Annotated in this window: 17 protein-coding genes and 1 pseudogene; 7 read left to right on the top strand and 11 right to left on the bottom strand. The window is 58.4% G+C overall.

Annotated features, from left to right (window positions below):
• Positions 1-78: 78 nt before the first annotated feature.
• Entirely contained in the window at positions 79-825 is a 747-nt protein-coding gene (locus ACNA0I_RS07200) for an IclR family transcriptional regulator (RefSeq protein WP_415805394.1), read from the top strand.
• A gap of 65 nt (positions 826-890) precedes the next feature.
• On the opposite strand, the gene ACNA0I_RS07195 is transcribed toward ACNA0I_RS07200, so the two are convergent.
• Together ACNA0I_RS07195 and ACNA0I_RS07190 are read right to left on the bottom strand one after the other, a co-directional pair.
• The gene (locus ACNA0I_RS07195; RefSeq protein WP_415805622.1) at positions 891-1,832 is read right to left on the bottom strand and encodes a tripartite tricarboxylate transporter substrate binding protein; all 942 of its coding nucleotides are present in this window, start codon (positions 1,830-1,832) and stop codon (positions 891-893) included.
• Between the two features lie 219 nt (positions 1,833-2,051).
• On the bottom strand, positions 2,052-2,873 hold the full coding sequence (locus tag ACNA0I_RS07190) for an AraC family transcriptional regulator (protein WP_415805393.1): 822 nt from the start codon (positions 2,871-2,873) through the stop codon (positions 2,052-2,054).
• Between the two features lie 117 nt (positions 2,874-2,990).
• Between ACNA0I_RS07190 and ACNA0I_RS07185 the strand changes: the two genes are divergently transcribed.
• Positions 2,991-3,941, top strand: coding sequence for an alpha/beta fold hydrolase (locus ACNA0I_RS07185; RefSeq protein ID WP_415805392.1), 951 nt, complete (start codon positions 2,991-2,993; stop codon positions 3,939-3,941).
• A 48-nt stretch (positions 3,942-3,989) separates the two neighbouring features.
• Here ACNA0I_RS07185 and ACNA0I_RS07180 read toward each other — a convergent pair whose 3' ends face one another.
• The 5 genes and pseudogenes from ACNA0I_RS07180 to ACNA0I_RS07160 all read right to left on the bottom strand — a co-directional run.
• Positions 3,990-5,624: a mechanosensitive ion channel family protein gene (locus tag ACNA0I_RS07180; RefSeq protein WP_415805391.1), complete on the bottom strand. Its 1,635-nt coding sequence runs from the start codon at positions 5,622-5,624 to the stop codon at positions 3,990-3,992.
• Between the two features lie 294 nt (positions 5,625-5,918).
• Positions 5,919-7,541, bottom strand: a complete 1,623-nt coding sequence (gene groL / locus ACNA0I_RS07175; RefSeq protein ID WP_415805390.1) for a chaperonin GroEL — start codon at positions 7,539-7,541, stop codon at positions 5,919-5,921.
• 31 nt (positions 7,542-7,572) lie between these two features.
• A complete protein-coding gene (locus ACNA0I_RS07170; RefSeq protein ID WP_415805389.1) occupies positions 7,573-7,890 on the bottom strand; it encodes a co-chaperone GroES in 318 nt (105 codons plus the stop codon).
• A gap of 148 nt (positions 7,891-8,038) precedes the next feature.
• Positions 8,039-8,659 (bottom strand): diguanylate cyclase, encoded by a 621-nt coding sequence (locus ACNA0I_RS07165; RefSeq protein ID WP_415805388.1) that lies wholly within the window; start codon positions 8,657-8,659, stop codon positions 8,039-8,041.
• 201 nt (positions 8,660-8,860) lie between these two features.
• Positions 8,861-10,808: pseudogene (locus ACNA0I_RS07160) on the bottom strand (PhoX family protein); the annotation flags it as partial.
• A gap of 368 nt (positions 10,809-11,176) precedes the next feature.
• Between ACNA0I_RS07160 and ACNA0I_RS07155 the strand changes: the two are divergent.
• The 5 genes from ACNA0I_RS07155 (at position 11,177) to ACNA0I_RS07135 (ending at position 17,302) form a co-directional block, all read left to right on the top strand.
• Positions 11,177-12,109 (top strand): helix-turn-helix domain-containing protein, encoded by a 933-nt coding sequence (locus ACNA0I_RS07155; RefSeq protein ID WP_415805387.1) that lies wholly within the window; start codon positions 11,177-11,179, stop codon positions 12,107-12,109.
• A 67-nt stretch (positions 12,110-12,176) separates the two neighbouring features.
• Positions 12,177-12,836 (top strand): 2Fe-2S iron-sulfur cluster-binding protein, encoded by a 660-nt coding sequence (locus ACNA0I_RS07150; RefSeq protein WP_415805386.1) that lies wholly within the window; start codon positions 12,177-12,179, stop codon positions 12,834-12,836.
• 4 nt (positions 12,837-12,840) lie between these two features.
• Positions 12,841-13,833, top strand: coding sequence for an FAD binding domain-containing protein (locus tag ACNA0I_RS07145; RefSeq protein WP_415805385.1), 993 nt, complete (start codon positions 12,841-12,843; stop codon positions 13,831-13,833).
• Positions 13,834-13,835: 2 nt separating this feature from the next.
• Positions 13,836-16,085 carry a molybdopterin cofactor-binding domain-containing protein gene (locus ACNA0I_RS07140; protein WP_415805384.1) on the top strand — a complete coding sequence of 750 codons (2,250 nt, stop codon included), beginning with the start codon at positions 13,836-13,838 and terminating at the stop codon, positions 16,083-16,085.
• 326 nt (positions 16,086-16,411) lie between these two features.
• Positions 16,412-17,302, top strand: coding sequence for a manganese catalase family protein (locus ACNA0I_RS07135; protein WP_415805383.1), 891 nt, complete (start codon positions 16,412-16,414; stop codon positions 17,300-17,302).
• A gap of 62 nt (positions 17,303-17,364) precedes the next feature.
• On the opposite strand, the gene ACNA0I_RS07130 is transcribed toward ACNA0I_RS07135, so the two are convergent.
• From ACNA0I_RS07130 to ACNA0I_RS07115, 4 genes are all read right to left on the bottom strand, one after another.
• Positions 17,365-18,927, bottom strand: coding sequence for an ATP-binding protein (locus tag ACNA0I_RS07130; protein ID WP_415805382.1), 1,563 nt, complete (start codon positions 18,925-18,927; stop codon positions 17,365-17,367).
• 187 nt (positions 18,928-19,114) lie between these two features.
• Positions 19,115-20,467, bottom strand: a complete 1,353-nt coding sequence (locus ACNA0I_RS07125) for an MmgE/PrpD family protein (RefSeq protein ID WP_415805381.1) — start codon at positions 20,465-20,467, stop codon at positions 19,115-19,117.
• 74 nt (positions 20,468-20,541) lie between these two features.
• The gene (locus tag ACNA0I_RS07120; protein ID WP_415805380.1) at positions 20,542-21,408 is read right to left on the bottom strand and encodes a polysaccharide deacetylase family protein; all 867 of its coding nucleotides are present in this window, start codon (positions 21,406-21,408) and stop codon (positions 20,542-20,544) included.
• A gap of 14 nt (positions 21,409-21,422) precedes the next feature.
• Positions 21,423-22,172 (bottom strand): ABC transporter ATP-binding protein, encoded by a 750-nt coding sequence (locus tag ACNA0I_RS07115; RefSeq protein WP_415805379.1) that lies wholly within the window; start codon positions 22,170-22,172, stop codon positions 21,423-21,425.
• Positions 22,173-22,177: the final 5 nt, after the last annotated feature.

Genomic DNA, 22,177 nt, shown 5'->3' with positions numbered 1-22,177 from the left:
CATGATGTCTATTTTTGAAAATATATAATTTGGGGCGTTTTCGCTGATCAGCGAACCCTAGAAATCCAGGAGCCCTTTATGCCGAAAGCCGCCGACTCGGGCGTGGCGTCAGTTAATCGAGCCTTGTCCATCCTGATGGCCTTTCAGGAAAGCGTGGAGGGCATGACCCTGACCGATTTGATGAATGCAACCGGCATGTATCACAGCACCATCCTGCGGCTGTGCGAATCGCTGGAGCAATTCGGCTTTATCAAGCGACTGGAAGATGGCCGCTACATGCTCGGACCTACGCCGTTCTATCTGGGCATGCTGTATCAGGAGTCCTTCCGGTTGTGGGATTACGCCGCGCCGGTATTGCGCGACCTGATACGTCAAACCAAGGAAACCGCGGCCATCTATATTCGCGAAGGGGATGAACGCATCTGCTTGCACCGCATGGTGCAACCGCGATCGGTGCGCATGCATGTACGCGAAGGCGATCGCGTGGACCTCGATAAAGGCGCCGCGGGCAAAGTGCTATTGGCGTTTGACGGTAAAAAAGGCGCTGTCTATGACAGCATCCGTAAAGCCGGGTATGCGATCTCGTTGGCGGAGCGCGAAACGGAAAGCGCGGCGATTTCATGTCCCATCTTCGGGCCGGGGCAACGCTTGATCTGCGCCCTGTCCCTGGGCATGCCCCTGTACCGCTTCAACAAATCCGTGTTCGAGAACTATCTGCCCATCGTCATGGAAGCCGGCGCGAAACTGACGCGCGATTTAGGAGGCGATACTGCGTTGTACGCGCCGCCCTATGCCAAGCTGGAAGGCGTAAAACTACCGACGTAAGAGCAGGTTCGGCCGGTCAGCATACGTTGTCCGGCCTTGGCACACTGGCGGCGTACATCATTCCACTATTTGCTCGCAACGATGTGCCGTTCAGATGCCAGCGTTTGCCACTTCGACAATTCTGCCTGCACATATCTGGCTGCGTCGGCGCTGTTCATGTCTGACGGTTCTGTGGCCTCGCGAGCAAACAGCTCACGCATATCCGGTTCGGCACTGACCTTGCGTATGGCGGCATTCAGACGATTCACGTAATCGGCCGGTGTGCCGGCGGGCGCATATACACCCCACCACACATCAACGGAATAGCCCGGTACGGTTTCCGCGATAGTCGGTACGTCGGGAAAGAATTTCGAACGCGTGGTCGACGTTGTCGCGAGTACGCGGATATCTTTGGCCTGCAACGGGCCGCTGACCGACGCCGGTGTGGTGATCATGGATTCCAGCCGGCCGCCTATCATGTCCGTGACGGCGTTCGAGATGCCTTTATAGGGTACGTGGACCATGTCTGTGCCTGTTTGCTGGCTCAGCAATTCAGAGCTCATTTGCCCGATGGATCCGATGCCCGCCGAACCATAGTTCAGTTTGCCTTGGTGGGATTTGGCATCATCGATCAGCTGCGCCACGCTGGTATATGACGTGGATTTGCTCACGACGAGAACCATGGCGCCGCGTGCCACCACCGCAATAGGCGTGAACGACTTTATCGCGTCATATGGCAGCTTTTCCTGTGTGGCCGCGTTTGTCACGAATGACACCGAACTGAACAGCAGCGTACTGCCATCAGGTTTCGCACGCGCCACTTCGGACGCGCCGATCACACCGCCGGCTCCCGGCTTGTTCTCGACGATGACGTTTGTGGCTAGCTCCTTCGACAGCTTGGCGCCTAGCGCGCGGCCGAATACATCGTTGCTGGCGCCCGGCGAAAACGGGACGATCAGCTTGATCAGATCGGGCAGGGGGGCTTCGGCGCGCGACGGCGCCGAGAGCAGACAGAGTGCGCTGGTCACCAGCGCNCCGGCCAGGCGTGGAAGGGCTTTCATCGTTGTCTCCATTTTTAGACATGATGTCTATTATTGGAAAAGTATAGGCATATGTCGAAGGCGTGTCGAGCACGGGAATGCGGCGCTGAGTGACGCACAGGCGTGTTCGGGCCCACGTTTTCTCTATGAAGACGTGATGTTTTCTAGGGGTTTTCCTGTGGTGGGAGGTGCAGGTATTGCGAATGTCTACCCAACCGACTTACGCCATTGTCCGGGTGATTGCCCCGTGTGTGCTTTAAAGGCGCGTGATAGGGCGACCTCGCTGCCATAGCCGACGTCGCCTGCAATGAGTTTGAGTGGCTGGCCCAGGCGTAATGCGCGTTGCGCCAGGCCGATGCGCCAGCTCTGCAGGTACTGGCCTGCCGTGATGCCCACCACTTCACGAAATGCCGTGGCGAACGCACTGCGTGACATGCCGGCGGTGCTGGCCAGATCCTCTAGCGACCATTCCCTGGACGGATGCTCATGCATGGCCACGATCGGGATGCGCAGGCGGGGATGTGCCAGTCCAGCCAGCATGCCGCTTTGCATCTGATTGGTCTCCATCAGTTGCCGCAGGATTTGGATAATCACTACCTCGAAGAGCCGGTTCACCACGGCATGCCTGCCGCATCGTTGCTCGAATGCTTCATCGAACAGTATTCGCAGCACGTCGGTCGCGCCGGCAATCGAATCCAGTGGCAGACAGATGAACGGCGGAAGGGCCGCACTGATGGGGTTGTGCAACCCCCCTTCGAAGCACAAGTTGGCGCACACCATGTCCGCGCCATCCATAGCGTCCGTGATAAATCGATGCGCCATCGGACGTGGATACAGCAGGAGGCTGGGTGTTTCGACGGTCAGCGAGGTATCGTCGTGAATCACCTCGACCGGGCCGCGCCGTATCAGGTGCAATTGACCCAAGCCATCTTGGGCTTCCAATAGGTTGTGGCCGCATAGGGTCCCGGCGTGAAACACCTGCGCGTTAATGGCGAAGCGCTGCAATAGTTCCGCGAGTCGATCTGTCATTTTGTACTTTCGGTTAATTTTTCAGGATTTTATATCACCAATCGTCGTGCTGGGTCGCGCAGAATGTCGTTAAGCCACTCCGGCCCCCTAAACGAATGACTACGACGAGGTTTGATCATGAACACCCTATCCAAAACTGTTGCGACGACATTGCTGGCTGCTGCTGTGCAGGCCGGTGCGCCGGTTCAAGCTGCTCCGACAGAAGAAGCGGTCCGCGTGACCAATGCCACCAAGAACGGCAACTACATCACGACGCGCGATGGCGTACAGATTTACTTCAAGGATTGGGGTCCCAAAGACGGCCCCGTAGTGGCCTTCAGCCACGGTTGGCCACTGAGTTCGGACAGTTGGGAATCGCAGATGATTTTCCTGGCGTCTCAAGGTTATCGCGTGGTGGCGCATGATCGCCGGGGGCATGGTCGCTCCAGTCAACCCTGGGAGGGCAACGATATGGACCACTATGCCGACGACCTGGCTGCTGTGATTCAAGCCCTGGATCTGAAAGACGTCACGTTAGTGGGCTTTTCCACAGGCGGCGGTGAAGTGGCCCGCTATATCGGCCGCCACGGAACCAGCCGCGTCAAGAAGGCCGTGCTCGTCAGCTCGGTGCCGCCCCTGATGCTCAAGACCGCCGACAATCCCGGCGGCCTGCCCATCGAGGTTTTCGACGGCCTGCGCAAGGCATCGCTGGAGAATCGCTCGCAGTTATATCTGGACATCGCCTCGGGTCCGTTCTTTGGTTTCAATCGTCCTGGTGCCAAGCCCAGCCAAGGGTTGATCCAAGCCTTCTGGGTACAGGGCATGCAGGCCGGCCACAAGAACACGTATGACTCTATCGCTGCATTCTCGGCGACTGACTTCCGGGCAGATCTGCAGAAGTTTGACGTTCCCACCCTGGTGATCCATGGCGACGACGACCAGATCGTCCCGATCGACGCGGCCGGCAAGGCGTCCGCTGCGCAGATCAAGGGTGCCAAATTGATCGTTTATCACGGTGCTCCTCACGGCCTGACAGATACGCACAAGGATCGTTTGAACCAGGATTTGCTCAACTTCTTGCGTGACTGATCGCAGCGAAACTGACTTGTTGCTGTTGCGGTCGTGTGAGCCTGACGGCTATTTCACATTAGGTATCGAAGCGAGAGCGGGCGGCGCGAGCTCGATGTCCATCTCTTCGATGAGTTCGAAGATCCGCAACAGCAACGTCTCTTGTACTGCGAGAAACTTCGTATAGTCCGTGGTCAGTACACTGGCCCGTAACTCCACTTCGATACGCCCGATCGCGACGCCTACACAACGCACTCGGGGCGAGCTGTCCGTTTTCTCGACCATGTCCTCCTCTGTCATCAAGCTACGTATGCGATGAAGCAACAAGCGAAGCTGATTGGCGGGAGTATCCACGTGCAGGGCCAGCGTGTGGTGAAACAGACATTTATTGCGTTTCGTGAAGTTCACGATCTTCATCTTTGCGAGATCGCTGTTCGGCACCGTAACAAGCGTGCCGTCGAGAGCGCGGATGCGGCTGGACCGTGTGCCGACCATCTCGACCGATCCGCGCTCGCTTCCAAAACTGATGATGTCACCGATACGGAAAGGGCGATCGGCAAAAAGAGCTACACCCCCGAACAGGTTTTCGATGGTCGATTGCGCGGCCAATGCCAACGCAAAGCCACCGATACCGATACCCGCGATGAGCCCGAAGGCCGGTATGCCGATCTCGTTGGCGCCGTAAATGAGGATGCCTCCCGTCGCGCCAATGGCGGTGACACGCGCGGCGAGCCGAAGCAGGTGTGTATCAAGGCTGTTTCCTGCAATCCGAGGCGTGTTAATGATCGCTTCGGCCACCAGGAAACAGCCGATCCATGTCGCCCATGCTCCCACACCGTAAAGTAATGCGGTTGACAGAAGACTTTCTCCTGTCGCGAAAAGACCCGCGGGATTGATGTGTGCGATGACGAACCACTCGCTGACATAGTAGATCGTCAGGAGCACTGCAGGCAGGGTAAAGCGCCACCACAGTTTCCGTACTTCGCTGCCATGGCGGCTTTGCGTTCGGACGACGCGAGCCCAGACATAGGCCAGTGTCAGCACGACGAGCAACACGAACGCGATGGAGACGATCTTCCAGACGGGGGTGTTTAGGTATATGACCTTCCACGATTCCGGAATGTCTCGTGTGAGCCAGTCAGGAATGAGCGGCCCCGTCGCATTGATGTGCTCTTTGTGAAACCAGGGATAGTAGCGGGGCTGCAGTACCGGCAGGTCTCGCACTCGCCGGTAATACTCGGCGAGATTCGCGATGCTTTCCGCGGTAAAAAGATACTCGCCTGCATGTGGGCCGCTGTCGACGCGGGCGATCTGGATATCGGTACCTGGAATCGTCCAGCGGGCGGGCAGGGGACTCTCGCTGCCGGTTGCACCGGGAATGGACTTCGGGTCGATGGCCGGCAGCCGAACCAAAATATCGGAAAGATAAGTCAAGGCTGCATTACCGACCTTGACCCGGTTGGCCGACGGAACGGCATTCAAATCTAAAAGCGTACGCAAGCGATTGAATTGATAACGGATCTCGTGAAGATTGGCGAAGCTCTTGTCGGCGGAATAGACCCTGTACAGATCCTCGAGGCGTTTCGCGCCGGAGAGCAACGACTGATAGGTTTCGCTCGGGCTGGATCGGTTGACGGGGGAAAGCGGATTGTCGGTTTCTGCTTGCGTGGGCGAGATCCACGCCAGTTGGAAACACAGCAGCATGCATGCACTGAGCAAAGCCCTCGCCATGGTCGTGCGACACCCTTTCAGACTTATCACCTGTGTTTCCTTGTTTCTGGACTACGCGATTGTGGCGTGTTTTTACCATCATTCTCGGCAAATCTGCTTCGCTGCCCAAGTCTCGGTCAATCGTGCACAGGGGCTTGGTTCGAGCAGCCATTTTCTCTTGTCCCCGGGTAGAAGGCGTATTCTGACTCCCAGTCCCATGCCGACAATAAAAAGGCATCGCGCCGTAGCGCGATGCCTGACTGCTGCTTCAAGAAGCCGAAGGCGGGCTTAGAAGTCCATGGCTTCGGCAGGGGCTGCTTGCGGTTTGGTGTCTTCAGGCGCCTGCGCGACGGTAGCGTCGGTGGTCAGGATGAGTCCTGCTATTGACGCCGCATTTTGCAAGGCGGTCCGCGTCACCTTCGTCGGATCGACGACGCCGATCTCGACCAAGTCTCCGTACTCGCCGGTGGCTGCGTTGTAGCCATAGTTGCCTTTGCCGTCCATTACCTTCGCGACGACTACCGAAGGCTCTTCACCAGCATTGGCAACAATGGCGCGCAGAGGCGCTTCCAGAGCCCGCAGGACGATGCGGATGCCGGCATCCTGATCGGTATTGCTGCCTTTCAGATCCTGAATCGCCGCTCGAGCACGCAGCAATGCGACACCGCCTCCGGGTACGATGCCTTCTTCGACGGCCGCACGCGTGGCGTGCAGCGCGTCGTCGACGCGGTCCTTCTTCTCCTTCATCTCGACTTCGGTTGCGGCGCCTACCTTGATGACTGCTACGCCGCCAGCCAGTTTGGCGACGCGTTCCTGCAGTTTTTCGCGATCATAGTCGCTGGTCGCATCCTCGATCTGTTTGCGAATCGATTTGACGCGAGCGTCGATCGCATCCTGTTTGCCTGCACCGTCGATGATGATGGTGTCTTCCTTGCGTACTTCGACCCGCTTGGCGCTTCCGAGATCTGACAGCGTGGCTTTATCGAGCTGCTTGCCTGTTTCTTCGGAAATCACCGTGGCACCGGTCAGGATGGCGATGTCTTCCAGCATGGCCTTGCGATGATCGCCGAAGCCGGGCGCTTTCACCGCAGTGACTTTGAGTACGCCACGCATGGAATTGACGACCAAGGTGGCCAATGCTTCTCCGTCTACGTCTTCGGCGACGATAAGCAGTGGCTTGCTTGCCTTAGCGGCGCTTTCCAATACGGGCAATAGCTCGCGCACGTTGGAGATTTTCTTGTCGTACAGCAGAATCAGCGGATCGTCGAGCTGAGCGACTTGTTTCTCCGGGTCAGTGATGAAGTAGGGGCTGAGGTAGCCGCGATCGAACTGCATACCCTCTACGATATCCAGTTCATTGTCCAGCGACTTGCCGTCCTCTACAGTAATCACGCCCTCGCGTCCGACCTTGTCCATGGCGTCGGCAATGATCTTGCCGATGGCTTCGTCGGCATTTGCCGAAAGCGCGGCGACTTGTGCCGTTTCCTTGCTGGTAGAGATCGGTTTCGACATGTTGCGCAGGGCATCTACGACGCCGGATACGGCTAGGTCGATGCCGCGTTTGAGATCCATTGGATTCATGCCGGAGGCGACGTACTTCATGCCTTCCTGGACAATGGATTGCGCCAGCACCGTGGCTGTGGTCGTACCGTCACCAGCCACGTCGGCTGTTTTTGATGCGACCTGCTTCACGATCTGGGCGCCCATATTTTCGAACTTGTCTTTAAGTTCGATTTCCTTGGCCACTGAGACACCGTCCTTGGTAATGACCGGGGCGCCGAAGCTGCGTTCAAGCAGAACATTACGGCCCTTGGGTCCGAGCGTGACTTTTACGGCATCGGCCAGGATGTTGACGCCCTTGACGACACGGCTGCGGGCGCTATCGTGGAATTTAACGTCTTTCGCACTCATTTTTTGCTCCTCAATTTTTACGGTCGTGGCGTCAGGCCGCTTTTTTCAATTGAGTATCCTGGGGCGTGAGCACAGCGAAGACATCTTCTTCGCGCATGACGAGCAGCTCTTCGCCATCGACTTTCACGGTTTGGCCGGAATACTTACCAAAAAGCACGTGGTCGCCAGCTTTGAGTTCGAGTGCCCGTATCGAGCCATCGGCGGTACGCTTGCCTTGCCCGACGGCGACGACTTCGCCTTGCTCTGGCTTCTCAGCTGCCGAGTCTGGGATGAAAATGCCGGAAGCCGTTTTGCGTTCCTGTTCGATTCGCTTAACGATAATCCGGTCGTAAAGGGGACGGATCTTCATGACTCTATCTCCTGAAGTCTTGATCATCAAAAAGTGAAAGCCGGCGCTGCGAATGGCCCCGCGTGCGCCGTACATCCAGGCGGATGCGCAAGAAATTTATGGGCGCCGGAAAGGCGCTTCAAGAGGGAATTTTGATTCTAAATGAAACTTAATGAATCAGAAAATCTCTGCCTTTTCCCAAACGGTAAAGCACCTTCCGGCGTAGCTCGCGTCCTTCTCGTTGTAATGCGACGGGACATGGAGCCGAGCGGCCGCCATCGGCGTCCAAGGTACAGTCGTCCTCATCGAGTTGGCTCCATACGCCTCCTTTGCGTGGCCGGAATAGCCAACGAACGTAGCCTCGGCGAGAGGCGAGTTCGAGCAGCGCTTGCTGGTCAGGTGCCTCGACAATCACTGCATCGTCCGAGCGCGGCAGATCCGAATAATCAGCGAAGGCCCTGCGGCATGCCAGCGCTTCGGATACTGGCGCGTTAAGGCGATACCACGCGGGTTCTGCCACACGTTCGACATCCCAGGCTCCGAATTTCCAGCCTGCGTCCAACATGGCGCGATCAATCACGGCATAGTCGTGCCAACGCTGGTTGACTTGGATTGCGGAACCCGCAACAGACTGCAGCGTGCCAATTGACTCACGGTCACGGTGGAACCCGTGCCAATGCAAGGTAAGGATGATCGGAGTATCCGCTTTTTGTATAGCGCTCGCCGTCACGGCGTAAAGCGGCAATTGCAGCGCATCTGTGTGCGAAGTGATTGCTTCGATGATATCCATTCGCGTGCTCCAACGATTTTGCAGTCCTCTTGCGGAGGCTGTGTCCATGACGTCGTTACACCTAATTTATCGCTATGGATGAAGATCCTCAAGCCCCCTCGACCGCTGTTGCACCGCAGCATGAGGAATGCCGCCAGCGGTTGAAAAAAAATCGGCCAATCACCACGGATTGGCCGATTCGTTCGAGCTCACTTCTACGCTTTATTTCAGCTTGATCGCACTTACATCACCAGTCAGATATCCCACGTAGGCGCCGTTCTTGTCCTTGAAGTTCTTGTCGATGGCTTCATCGATCTGGGCCATGAGCGCGGCCGGCAAGCCACCGGTGGTGATCGAAGATCCAGCCTCGTCGGCCTTGTTCATATAACGCGCCCACTCGTCGCCCGCGTGCTGGAAGTTGCTGGCGATGTAGGTCCAACCGTTGATCTCATCCACGGCGTGCAGGCCGGTGGATTCGGCGCCGGCTGGACATGATAATAGACGTTCGAGCGACTTGGTATCGACGTTGTATGCCCACAGGAAGTTGTTCAAGTGGTTGCCGCTGTCTTCGCCAATGAACAAAGTACGCAGTTGTTCCGAGAACTTGAGGTTGTCGGGGCTGGCGATCAGATCAGGATTGCTGGTGTTGCCCAGGCCATCGGCCGTGCCAGATGGCAGGTCTTCACCGGCGATGAGCACGGCAGTGCTTTGCGGCGCCCATTCGCTGTTGATTGCATTGCCATCCGAGTCCACCATGCCGCCGCCCAGGAAATGCTGGAGCACGCAACCGGCATTGACTTTCTTGGGAAAATGCACGTTGTGCTCGGGCACGTAGCCGGACAGCCCCACGACCATTGAATCGGTGATGTTGGCGATGGCGGAATAAGCGATCTTGTCCTTCGCGTTCACCGTTGTGCCTTCCATTTTGGTGAAGGCCATGCTGCCGCCTCTGAGTGCGGCATAACGGTGGGTTTCGAGGAACGCAGCGGCTTTGTGCGTCCTGTCGCTCTCGTCGGCCAACTTGACCCAACGCTGCGTTTTGTTGAGCGTTACCGACGTGTAGGTGTTGTCTGGTGCGGTGGTTGCGTTCACCACGTCCATGATGTCGGTGGGTTGGATATTGTCGGTATTCACCAGTGCCGAGATTTCGTCGCTTGTGGCATGGCCGAGCTTGATCCATTGGATTCTGCCGGCGGTTGCCTGGTCGATCGACTGGGCGCTCAGGGCCGAGGTGTATTTAGCTACGTACAGCGTGCCGGCGGACAGGTCAGCTTCCTTGTCGGCCACAAACATGAACAGGCCGCCGTTGGTGTAGTCGTCACCCATCAGCACGGTGCGCTGGTCGGGCATGACCTGGACCAGCTCGTGCGAGATGCGGCCGAGGCAATAATGTTTCTTGGCCGTACCGGTGCCGTCGGGGTTCACGACGATCTCGGGCAAATGGCAATAGTTGTAGGGGTTGGCGCTGGTCTCGTCACCGTAGGTGAATTTGCTGTAGGCCTTGAGTGTGGACAGCGACTGGCCGCCCTGATTCATATCGAAAGCGTCTGGTTCATATTCCTCGCTGGACAGGTGCGTGCCCCAGGGCGACAGGCTCGCGCCGCATGTGATCCACAGCCCATGGACTTTCGACGTGTCGACGTTGTGATACTTGACCAGTGTGAGCTTGCCGGTTTCAGGGTCCTGATCCAGCGTCAGCACCGCAATCGGCGACGGTAGCGCACCGTAGGTGCTGGAGCCGTCTTTGGCTTTGCTCTTGTATTCGAACTGCACTACCGCAAATACGGTATTGCCCTTGACGCCGTCGACTTGTGCTCCCTCGACTGTCAAGAACGAGGTGCCGTCCGGACAGTCCGAGTAGAACTGGCTCACATCTCCAGGCACGGAGGTGTCCATCAATGGCTGGTTGTTGATGTCATAGTAGCCGCCAGCGAGAATCTCGCCACCCTTGCCGTCCGGCACCATGTCGCCGGTCATGAAGAACGGCTGGTAGGCCAGCTTGTAATTGACGGTGCTGCCGTCGGTCAACTCCAGTACCAGTTCCGATTTCACGGAAGTAGAGGCCAGTTCGGCCGGGCTGCTCGCGGCGGGAGCCGGCATGCCGACGAACGTGGCGGATTTGATCTGGGGGGCGGGGGTAGGGGTTGACTCATCGTCGTCATCATCGTCANTGCCGCTGCCGCAGGCNGCNAGCATCGCGGTGGCGGCTGCGCCCAGGGGGAGGAATGCCGGAGTGCCAGCAATGAACTTCAGTAATTGACGGCGGTGGATATTTTTCAGTGAGTCAGACATGTTCGTTGATTCCGATGTGGGATATGCGGGCATTGGGGGCGCAGAGCTCGGTGACATAGCCGTCGTTACATCCGTCGTCCCTGGCGCTCGCGTGAGAGGGGCATGCTAGGGAATCGGGGTGACACCTTCATGAAGCTGTCCTAACTGTCAGCTGAACGACTGCAAATTGACCGTCTTTTTTGTGTACTTTGAGCGGGTAAGGCGATTCAGCGACCCATAGCCCGCATCGGCGGGGAGGATGATCGAATGGATACGACACATCGAGCAACGGCACGATTACTGCAACCGTTGGTGGGCAATGGGCAGATTCTCGCGCGCCAGCCTGACGGACAGGCGTTGCAGAAGCATTCGTTGCACGGCGGACAGATCACCATCGACCGCCGCCGCTGGACTTGCCGCGAGGCGGAGTTTCGCTGGACGGCGCCACAGCACGTCATCATCTTGACCGAGCGCGGTGGCACGGCGCGCACCCATATGCGTGACGGCGCCAAGCCCATCTACGATGGCCGCGACCGTTCAGGGGTTGTCAGTTTCGTGCCTGCGGGGGTGGAGCGGAATGGATATTTCCGCGATGCCGATCTGGTCTACACCGCGTTGTGGGTCGATCCGAATCTGGATCTGCAGGGCTGTTCACAATTGTCCGCCGCGCCGCTGCGCGTCAATACTAGCGACTCGGTCATTCGGGCGCTGATGGCGTCGCTCGGTGCCGAACTGGCAGCAGGCCAACTGCCAGAGGCGGTGTACCTGGAACATGTGCTGGCCTTGATATCGCTGCGGCTAGGTGGCAACATTGGAAGGCGATCTAACGGTGCTGCAACCAAAATGCCTCGCCTGGGCCGTGGCGTGCTCAAGCGTCTGGACGACTACATCGAGTCGCACATCGAAGCCGGGATCTCGCTAAGCGAACTGGCCCGCTTAGCTGGCATGCCCGTCGATACTTTTGCGCGGCGCTTCAAGGCCGAGACTGGTATGGCGCCTTATGCGTATGTGATCGAGCGCAGAGTGAGGCGGGCCGAAACGCTGCTGCGCACCGTCAATATTCCGATCAGCGAGATTGCTTTCGGACTGGGTTTTTCCAGTCAAAGCCATTTCACGTCGACGTTCCGGCGCGTGATCGGCATCACGCCCTATGCTTACCGGCAACGCGCGGGTTTCCAGGATTCTGATATCGCATCCTGATTCCTGAAAGAGCGGCTCGGCGATCTTATCCATACTGAGTGCCTGCCCCTACTTTCAGGAGAGACTCATGGATAACAATGCGCCGACGCGTCCCTCTCGACGCGCAATTCTGCAGGCTGGCGCCGCTACTGGCCTGTTGTTCGCAAGCGCGGCGCCGACCGTAGCGCGCGAAGCACGCGCAGCCCAGGCTGTGCCGCGCGCTGCCACGCCACTGCCGACTCGTCCCGTTACCTTGCGCGTTAATGCTGAGGTCTACGCGCTGTCGCTGGACCCGCGCACCACGGTGCTGGATGCCTTGCGCCACGAGATAGGCCTGACGGGCTCCAAGAAAGGGTGTGATCACGGCCAGTGCGGCGCATGCACCGTATTGATCAATGGCCGTCGCATTAATTCGTGCCTGACATTGGCGGTCATGCATGAGGACGATGACATCACCACCATCGAGGGTCTTGCCAACGATGAAAAACTCCACCCCATGCAGGCTGCTTTTATCGCGCGTGACGGCTTCCAATGCGGCTATTGCACGCCCGGCCAGATCTGTTCGGCAGTGGGCATGCTGCAAGAGGTGCGCGCCGGTTGGCCCAGTCATGTCAGCCAGGATGTGGCTGCGCCCATGACGCCCCTGACCGATGCCGAGATCCGCGAGCGCATGAGCGGCAATATTTGCCGCTGCGCCGCGTATCCCAACATCGTTGCCGCCATCCATGACGCGGCCAAGGAGGCCTGATCCCATGATGCCCTTTACTTATGAGCGAGCTGCCAGCGCCGTTCAGGCCTCGGAAGCGGTCGCGACAAATCCACGGGCGCGTTTCATCGGCGGCGGCACGAACCTGCTGGACCTGATGAAGTTGGAAATCGAAAAGCCCGATCACCTCGTCGATATCAGCCGGCTGCCTATGGCCATCATAGAAGACACTCCCGAGGGAGGCCTGCGTATTGGCGCCCAGGTACTCAATAGCGATTTGGCCGCTGACGGCCGCGTGCGCAGCCGGTATCCCATGCTGTCACAGGCGCTGCTGGCGGGAGCGTCGGGCCAGATTCGCAACAAGGCCACGACTGGCGGCAATCTGCTGCAGCGCACGCGCTGTCCCTATTTCTATGATCCCAATACGCCGTGCAACAAGCGTGAACCGGGCACGGGATGTTCCGCCATGCAAGGTCATAACCGCATGAATGCGGTGATAGGCGCCAGTGCTGAATGCATCTCGGTGCATCCGTCGGATATGGCTGTGGCCCTGACGGCATTGGATGCCACAGTGCAGACCATCATGCCGGACGGGAAAACGCGCAGTCTGCCCATCACCGAGCTATACCGCTTGCCCGGTACGACGCCGCATATTGAAACCCAGCTGGCGCACGGCGAGATGATTGCGGCCGTCACTTTGCCGCCTGCGCCGCGCGGCCATCAGCTCTATCGCAAGGTGCGCGACCGTGCGTCGTATGCGTTCGCCTTGGTCTCTGTCGCTGTGGTGCTCGACGCATCAGGGGGCCGAGTGCGTACTGCCCACATTGCATTAGGAGGCATTGCGCCCAAACCATGGCGTGCCGTGGCTGCTGAGCAGAGCCTGACAGGACAGCAGGCCGCCGAGAGAACCTATGCGGCGGCCGCCGAGGCTGCCCTGGCAACGGCACAAGGACACGGCGGTAACGATTTCAAGATTCCGCTGGCCAAACGGACCCTGCAACAGGCGCTGGCGACAGCCGCCCAAATCTCGCGAGCCTGACCATGACCACATCCATGCAAGATCAGAGCCTGATCGGCCAGCCCATCGACCGCATTGATGGTCGATTGAAAGTCACTGGCCGGGCTACCTATGCATACGAACACACCGAAGCCGGGCAGGCCGCGCATGGCTACATCCTGGGGGCGTCCGTCGCCAAGGGGCGCGTCACGGACATCGATGACAGCGCCGCGCGCCGTGCGCCGGGTGTCTTGTACGTCATGACCCATCGCAACGCGCCCGCGCAGCCGGAATTTGGCCCCGCCGTGCCTCCCAATGTGCGGGACGTCTTCACGCGTGCCCGGCCCGTTCTGGCCAACGACCGCGTACGCTATTACGACGAGCCAGTTGCGCTCGTCGTGGCTGAGACCTTTGAGGCCGCTCGGGCGGCCGCGCGTCTGATACGTGTGCGCTACGACGAGGAAAAGGCCGATTTCGAACTGACGTCACGCTTGGGGCAGGCCTATACGCCGCCACGTGTCAATGCGGGTATGGCCCCCGACAGCGCGGTGGGAGACTTCGAGGGCGCGTTCAAGCAGGCAGCGATCGCCTTGGATCTGACCTACGCGACACCGTATCAAAGCCATAATCCCATGGAGCCGCAGGCTACCATTGCGGTATGGCGGGGCGATGATCTTACGGTATATGCGTCAGCGCAGACCTTGAATAATTTTCGCGCGACGCTGGCCAACACGCTGCGCGTTGCCCCTGAGCGTATCCGCATCATCAGCCCCTACGTAGGTGGAGGCTTTGGCGCCAAGCTGATTCCTCATGCCGACGCCATTCTGGCGGCGCTGGCCGCGAGAGTATTGCAGCGTCCCGTCAAGATCGCCCTGACGCGCCAACAGATGTATGCCAACGCGGGCTATCGTGCGGCCATGGTGCATCAGTTGCGCCTGTGCGCGCAGCCGGACGGCAGGTTGACAGCGATGGGCTACGACGTTTATTCCGCTACCTCCCGCTTTGAGGAGTTTTGCGAACAGACCGCGGTTTTTGCCCGTCATTTGTATGCTGCCCCCAATCGTCTGACCCGTCATCGTCTGGTGCCGGTGGATCTGAATCGCGGCGAATGGATGCGTTCGCCGGGGGAGGCGCCTGGCATGCTGGCCTATGAATGCGGCATGGACGAGCTGGCCGAGCGCTTGGCGTTGGACCCGATCGAGCTGCGTGTGCGTAACGAACCCGCTGAAGACCCCGAGCGTGGCGTGCCGTTTTCTACCCGCAATCTGGTGGAATGTATGCATACCGGCGCCGAGCGTTTCGGCTGGAAACAGCGTAATCCCAAGCCTGCCAGTGTGCGCGAGGGACGCAAGCTGATCGGCATGGGCATGGCGGCTGCCATCCGCCCTAATTACATCGGCGCATCCACCGCCCGCGTGGCTATCGATGCGATGGGCCGGGTTACTGTCAGTATGGACATGACCGATATTGGTACTGGTACCTACACGATCGTCTCACAGGTCGCCGCTGAGAACCTCGGGGTACCCATGTCGGCGGTGCGAGTACAGCTGGGTGACAGTCGCCATCCCCGCACTGCCGGTTCGGGTGGTTCGTGGGGAGCTGCCAGCACCACCAATGCTGTGGTTGCAGCCTGCCAAGCCATCAAGCGGCAGATTGCCGACGCTGCCGGATCGCCATACCGCGAGGCCGATGGGGCCACGCTGCGTTTTGCTGGCGGGAGGGTCATCGCAGGTTCCCATTCAGAATCCCTCGCTACGTTGATGGCGCGCGTAGCGCCCCGTGGCTTGCAAGCCGACGGCAGCGTAGGACCTATGGGTGAGTCGTACAAAGCGTACTCGCAGCATTCGTACGGTGCGCATTTTGTGGAAGTCGAAGTCGATATGGATACCGGCGAAATCCGCATGCGCCGCATGCTGTCGGTCATCAGTGCCGGACGTATTCTCAATGCCAAGACGGCGCGCTCGCAGATCCTGGGAGGAATGACGTGGGGCATCGGGGCAGCATTGATGGAACAGACGCTGTTGGATGCGCGCCATGGACATTTCGTCAATCACGATTTGGCCGAATACTTGGTGCCGGTCAATGGCGACATCGCGCAGATGGATGTCGTGTTTCTCGAGGAGCCCGACGAACACGCCAATGCGCTGGGCGTCAAGGGGCTGGGCGAATTGGGCGTGTGCGGTGCGGGCGCGGCGGTGGCCAATGCTGTCTACAACGCGACTGGCGTTCGCGTGCGTGAATTCCCGGTTACGCTGGATAAAGTGATGGCAGGCTTGGCGGCAGTAGTGGGCTGACGATCACATGGTTCGCAAAGATCGTGGCGTGAGGGGGAATCCGTTTTTCGTAGGTGATACGGCCAGGGATTCAACCGAGTTTGCTCAAGCCGGAATTTCCGAACGCATCGGAAATTTTTGCTGATGCGCCAGGCGGCCAGCCTCGCATAGGGCTCAGGAATGCGGGATGCTAGGTGTTGGTGGGTCGCCGCCGTCCGAGGGACACGGCACAAAGCAGACCTCGATGAGTCGCACCGCTCAACAAACCCCTAGTCCCACATTCACACCGCAGGGCTCATGGCTACGGTATTGCGCCGGGCCACGCGTCCAGCGTCACGGAGATCCTTATGTTCGCTCACAACAAACGCTTGCAATACACCGTCCGAGTCGCCGAGACGAATCCGGGCCTGGCGAATCTGCTATTGGAACAGTTCGGTGGCCCGCAGGGCGAGCTGGCGGCTGCCTGTCGCTACTTTACACAGGCGCTCGCGGAAGACGATCCGGGCCGTAAAGACATGCTGTACGACATCGCCACCGAAGAACTCAGCCATCTCGAAATCATCGGGACCATGGTGGCGATGCTGAACAAAGGAGCCAAGGGTGTCCTGGCGGAAGCTACTGAAGCTGAAGCCGATATGTATCGGCGCCTGAACGGGCCCGGCAACGACTCGCATGTCACACAGGTACTCTATGGCGGCGGTCCCGCGTTGGTCAACTCTGGCGGCCAACTGTGGAACGCCGGTTATATAGATACTATCGGCGACCCTGCCGCGGATTTGCGTTCCAATATCGCTGCAGAGGCGCGAGCAAAGATTATTTATGAGCGGCTGATCAACGCTACCCAGGATCCGGGCGTACAGGAAGCTCTGGGGTTTCTCATGACGCGTGAGATCTCTCATCAACGCTCATTCGAGAAGGCGCTTTACTCGATGGAACCCAATTTCCCTCCAGGAAAATTGCCTGGCGATCCGCGGTTTACCAGTGTCTATTTCAATATGTCCCAGGGCGATGGGGACACGCGAGGCCCCTGGAATAGCGACGAGAACTTTGTCTACGAATCCGATCGCGAAAAACAGTGCGCGATAGACGGTGATGGGCAGGCATCCGTCAATTTGAAGGAAGACGAGCTCACGGCCATGCAGGCCCTGGTTTCCAGGACCGCATCAGACCCAAACTCGAACCCTACCACGGGGACCGAGCTTGGCGGCAGCCCTGATGAATTGCGAGACAAAACCTGACGAAGCACACAACCGTTGCCAAGCTGCGCAAGGGCCCGGGGAAAGGAAAGGGCGGCCGCCTCTTAGGGGGCCGCAGTGGGTCTTGCGGCGCCTTTGCGCAATACCTCCCTGAGCATGTCCAAGGAATAGGGTTTCTGCATCAAGGGAAACTCAACGGCTTCTGGTCCCGTTATGACGTCGCTGTATCCGCTCGCTAGTGAGATGTATATGCTGGGCCACTGCGTGCGAATTTGTCTGGCCAGGTCGACGCCGTTCATTCCCGGTAATACGACGTCCAAGATGGCGATGTCGAACCGCCCAGCATTTTTTTCTAGAGCACTTAACGCAGACGGAGCGTCTTTCAGCCAAACCGGACGCTGGCCGAGGTCCTTTAGCATGGCAAAAACGACTTCGCCGACCATGACATTGTCCTCAACCAGCAGGATGTCATATCCAGCGCCGATGTCACGGTTCGGGTCTGAATCGACAGATGTGCCGGCGATACGCAGCAGAGGCTCCGCGGCGGGTAGATATAACGTGAATTCCGTTCCTTGTCCGGGCACACTCTGTACTCGCACGTCGCCGCCGGATTGCCGCACAAATCCTTGTACTTGGCTAAGCCCGAGCCCGGAGTTTTCGTGAGCACCCTTTGTCGAGAAAAACGGCTCAAAGACGTGTGTCAGAATGTCCGCCTCAATGCCTGTGCCCGTATCGCGCACTGACAGAGCAACATGACCTTCTGGCTTATTGGAATCGGCAGTAGAGGAAGGAATGCTCTCAATATGTCGGACAGCTATGGTCAGTGTGCCTCCTGCCGGCATGGCATCTCGTGCGTTGATCACAAGATTGAGCAACGTCGATTCTAGTTGACCGGGATCGGCGAATATCGTGCAATTCCCCGGGCCCAGTTCATAGGTTACCGCGATTGAAGATCCGACCGATGCCTCAAAGAGTTGCCTCAACGCGGATAAATTCTCTCGTACATCGAATACATGCGGCTGAAGCGGTTGTTTCTTTGCATAGGCAAGCAATTGTCTAGTCAGTCGCGCGGCGCGCTCAGTGGTATCCGAAATGATATCGACATAGTGAGCCATCGATTCCGGAATCTCCTTCGATCTTTTCAGGAATTCGGCCGAGAATCCGATTGCAGTCAGGAAGTTGTTGAAATCATGCGCTACACCGCCGGTCAAACGGCCTATGGCTTCCATTCTTTGCGCATGGTGCATGGAGTCGCGGGCCGCCTGCAGTTGCTCCCGATGCAATTTTTGCTCTGTAATATCCCGAGTAATTTTGGCAAATCCGATCAGCGCCTTTTTGTCGTCATAGACGGGGTCAATCACGACGCTGCACCAAAAGCGGGTTCCGCTCTTGCGAACTCGCCATCCCTCGGCTTCGAATCGGCCGTCTTTTTTCGCGGTGGCCAGGGCTAATTGCGGGATACCGGCGGCTCGATCCTCTTCGGTATAAAAAACCGAAAAATGCTGGCCGATGATTTCGTCGGCTGTGTAACCTTTAAAACGCTCGGCGCCTGTATTCCAGCTGATTATCCGCCCGTTTAGGTCCAGGAGATAGATAGCGTAGTCCATGACCGCGTCGACTAATAGTCGATATAGGTCATCTGTCGGAAGTTTTGCCGAAGAATCCATTTTGCCCCCACCGTGAGTAGCTCGGCTCCGCAGCAAGAACCATGCCGCAGCGCTGCGACGAGGCGCTCTGATGCATGACCTGGAGTTTATTCCGCCTGAGGCGGTATTTTATTCAGGTCCATGCGATCCCCCGCTCATAGCGCGACATCGCAGTCATACTTCGTCGGTGTAGGGGATATAGGACCGATTATGCGCTCGGCGATGTACCCCTGGGCCGTAAGGGGGCCAGGGCGGCCATTCCTGCTCCTGTAGTGTCTTCTGTCAGCGCGCGGATCTGTGCGAGCCGGGCATGGCGGTCGGATTCCCGCCACCCCGCGCTCGCCAACGCGTCTTCCGCAATGGCCCATAACTCAGTCTCATTTAAAGGGCATTCTGGATCGCCTAATGTGTCGTGTACAGCATGACTCAGGCATATTCCATTGTTCCAGTACACCGTCACCCTGGCACCGAAATGAAGTGGGTAGCGGTGACAGAATTCTGCGTCGGCAACTAAGCGGACTGACTTGCGCAACGTGGAGATTTGAGGGTCTGCGATGGCAGGTGCGTCGAATGATGCCGGTGAGAGGGCTTCTTGGCAGAGCGCGACGGCTGCGCTGTGCTGCAAACTGAACCGCGCCTGGGCGGTATCGAATGGATCGGGGCGATCGCAAAACGCAATGGCATCGTCATAAGTTCGGATCTCTATGTGCTGCACTTGCGTCAAAGACGGTGCGTCGACCTGGGACGACCATACATCACGCAGGCCGACGGCAGCATGGATGGTCGGATGGGCATGGCGGCAGGCTGCCCAGGGTTTGAAGCTGGTCGCATGGATCTGCCAATTGGCATCCAGCACTGCGGTCAACATCTCTGGCCGGGCGTCGGGGCAGGTCGCGGCAAAGAATCCCTTTTTTCCCTCAAAGGCAAAGTCGGGACCGCGAAGGCCAGCCTGAGCCAAATAGGCGGCTTGTACCCCCGTTTGTGCAGTGCGTGACAGGTGCCATGGTTTCGCGTCGCAGGGATCGAGCCGCGTTTGCCATAGTCCGGATGTCTGCACCAGCGCAAGACGGATAGCGTGTGCCGTTTGCCCGGCGCTCAGGCATAGCAGATGCGCCGCGGTAACAGCGGCGCCCACCGCGCCGCAGGTGGAGGTGTTGTGCCAGTAACGGTAATGTGCGGGTCCGACACTCATACCCAAACGAATCATCGCTTCGTAACCGCGCACCATTGCATCGAGAGTCTCCTGTCCACTGGCGCCGCTCTGGCGGGCAACGGCGAACGCGGCAGGGACGATGACAGGGGCTGGATGCACCAGCGCCTGACGATGCGTGTCATCCATTTCGAAAAGACTGCCCAGGCTGGCCTCGAACAGTAGCGTATGCCACGGATCGTCAGACAGTGATAAGGCCTTCAGGCCCTGCCAGAATGACTGGGCAGATGGTGCTGACGCCGCCAATGCCGCTGCGCCGGTCCACGCCATCAGGTGCAAACTGGCACGTTTGCGATCGATTGCGCAGGTCGGGCGAGCGCAGTGTTGGGCCAACTGGTCGGCGAGCGTCATGTTGTTTGCCGCGCTGCGCCTGCATGGGCGTGGATCGCGAGAGACGTATTGCGGCGATGGGGAACAGGCATGGGTTATCTCTCTTGACCCATGAACCAATCGGCTATTGCGCTGCCATTCATGAAGACCACCTGCGGATGCTGCACCAATAGATCCAGCATTTCTTCGAGATAACCGAAGCGATGCGGTACTCCCATCAAATGGGGATGAAGGCCGAGCGCCAGCACTCTGGGTTGTCTTTCGATTTCGCGTTCGAACAACGCGAGCGTGCGTTGCAAGCGCAGCAGGAATTCTGGCGATGAATGTTTTTCAACCGCGTAAATGACCGAGTCGTTCAGCTCCAGGTTGTAGGGCATCTGAATGAGGCGGCCTTCTTTGACCTTCATCCAATGGGGCAGGTCATCGATGACCCAGTCACAAACATAATCAACCCCATTGGCAGCCAGAATATCGGCCGTATCGTATGTTTCGCGCAACCCGGGGCTGAGCCAACCGCGCGTGCGTTGGCCGGTGAACGATTTGATTTTCTCCAGACATGCCTGGATAGTCTCGAGTTCGGAGCCGCCGTGATTGATGGATTTCTGGTGCATGCCGTGACCGATGAATTCCCAGCCGGCTTGCAGCATGGCTTGTGCCGCGCGGGGATAGGCGTCGATCACACTGGCATTGCAGCTCGTTGATGCAGGCAGACCGCGAGACGTGATGGCCTCCAGCATCCGCGGCAAGCCGGCGCGCATGCCATAGTCTGCCCAACTGAAGTTCGGCACGTCCGGTACCGTTTCCTTGCCGTGCGGCGGCGTGATGATGGTTCGCGGCATGGGTTGGTCGAGGCTCCAGTTCTCGACATTGACCACCAGGTGCACGAGAATCTTGCCTGCCGCCGGAGGTGTCAATGGAGGGCGGTCATTTGAAAACGCATAGGGAACTCTAGGGTTTGCCATGATGGTGGTCCAGTTCAGTGACGCATCTGTTGCATGATGTCGCGCTTGAGGCCGTTGAAAACCTCGCTGGTGATCAGATCCAGGCTGCGCGGACGTTCGATGGGAACGGTGATTCGAGTGGCGATGCGCCCCGGACGTGCGGACATGACATAAATCGTATCGGCCAGCAGGATGGCTTCATCGATGTCGTGGGTCACAAAGACCACGGTTGTTCGCAGCTTTTGCCAAACCGACAGCAGCAGTTCCTGCATCGTCAGGCGGGTCTGTGCGTCGAGTGCGCCGAACGGTTCGTCCATCAGCAGCACCTTCGATCCCAGTGTCAGGACACGGGCGATGCCTACGCGTTGGCGCATGCCTCCGGACAATTGCACTGGCAGGTGTTTTTTAAATGCGGACAACCCCGTGATGTCCAGCATGTCTTCGGCCCGTTCGACATATTCCTTCTTGGGCTTTCCTGCAATCTTTGGGCCGAATACGACGTTTTCCCATACATTCAACCAAGGGAATAGCGCCGCTTCCTGAAAGACAACGCCGCGGGCAGGGCCTGGGGATGTGACGGGTTCGCCGCCGACTTTCAAGGTGCCGGACGACGGTGTCTCGAAACCGGCGATGAGGTTCAACAGCGTGGATTTTCCACAGCCGGATGGGCCTAGTAGCGCCACAAACTCACCCGCCTCGACCGTCAAATCGATGTTGTCGAGCGCCTGGACTGGGGACACCCCGCCGTAGGTCTTGCTGAGGTCACTTACAAAAATATCAGACATGGGTT

Origin of the sequence: Bordetella muralis (assembly GCF_965139205.1) — a bacterium.
Lineage (GTDB): Bacteria > Pseudomonadota > Gammaproteobacteria > Burkholderiales > Burkholderiaceae_B > Bordetella_A > Bordetella_A muralis.
This window is presented reverse-complemented; position numbering and strand designations above follow the sequence as displayed.

Coding starts and splice junctions, on each gene's coding strand:
- ACNA0I_RS07200 (WP_415805394.1), top strand. CDS start 79: ATGCCGAAAGCCGCCGACTCGGGCGTGGCGTCAGTTAATCGAGCCTTG.
- ACNA0I_RS07190 (WP_415805393.1), bottom strand. CDS start 2,873: ATGACAGATCGACTCGCGGAACTATTGCAGCGCTTCGCCATTAACGCG.
- ACNA0I_RS07185 (WP_415805392.1), top strand. CDS start 2,991: ATGAACACCCTATCCAAAACTGTTGCGACGACATTGCTGGCTGCTGCT.
- ACNA0I_RS07180 (WP_415805391.1), bottom strand. CDS start 5,624: ATGCTGCTGTGTTTCCAACTGGCGTGGATCTCGCCCACGCAAGCAGAA.
- groL (WP_415805390.1), bottom strand. CDS start 7,541: ATGAGTGCGAAAGACGTTAAATTCCACGATAGCGCCCGCAGCCGTGTC.
- ACNA0I_RS07170 (WP_415805389.1), bottom strand. CDS start 7,890: ATGAAGATCCGTCCCCTTTACGACCGGATTATCGTTAAGCGAATCGAA.
- ACNA0I_RS07165 (WP_415805388.1), bottom strand. CDS start 8,659: ATGGATATCATCGAAGCAATCACTTCGCACACAGATGCGCTGCAATTG.
- ACNA0I_RS07155 (WP_415805387.1), top strand. CDS start 11,177: ATGGATACGACACATCGAGCAACGGCACGATTACTGCAACCGTTGGTG.
- ACNA0I_RS07150 (WP_415805386.1), top strand. CDS start 12,177: ATGGATAACAATGCGCCGACGCGTCCCTCTCGACGCGCAATTCTGCAG.
- ACNA0I_RS07145 (WP_415805385.1), top strand. CDS start 12,841: ATGATGCCCTTTACTTATGAGCGAGCTGCCAGCGCCGTTCAGGCCTCG.
- ACNA0I_RS07140 (WP_415805384.1), top strand. CDS start 13,836: ATGACCACATCCATGCAAGATCAGAGCCTGATCGGCCAGCCCATCGAC.
- ACNA0I_RS07135 (WP_415805383.1), top strand. CDS start 16,412: ATGTTCGCTCACAACAAACGCTTGCAATACACCGTCCGAGTCGCCGAG.
- ACNA0I_RS07130 (WP_415805382.1), bottom strand. CDS start 18,927: ATGGATTCTTCGGCAAAACTTCCGACAGATGACCTATATCGACTATTA.
- ACNA0I_RS07125 (WP_415805381.1), bottom strand. CDS start 20,467: ATGACGCTCGCCGACCAGTTGGCCCAACACTGCGCTCGCCCGACCTGC.
- ACNA0I_RS07120 (WP_415805380.1), bottom strand. CDS start 21,408: ATGGCAAACCCTAGAGTTCCCTATGCGTTTTCAAATGACCGCCCTCCA.
- ACNA0I_RS07115 (WP_415805379.1), bottom strand. CDS start 22,172: ATGTCTGATATTTTTGTAAGTGACCTCAGCAAGACCTACGGCGGGGTG.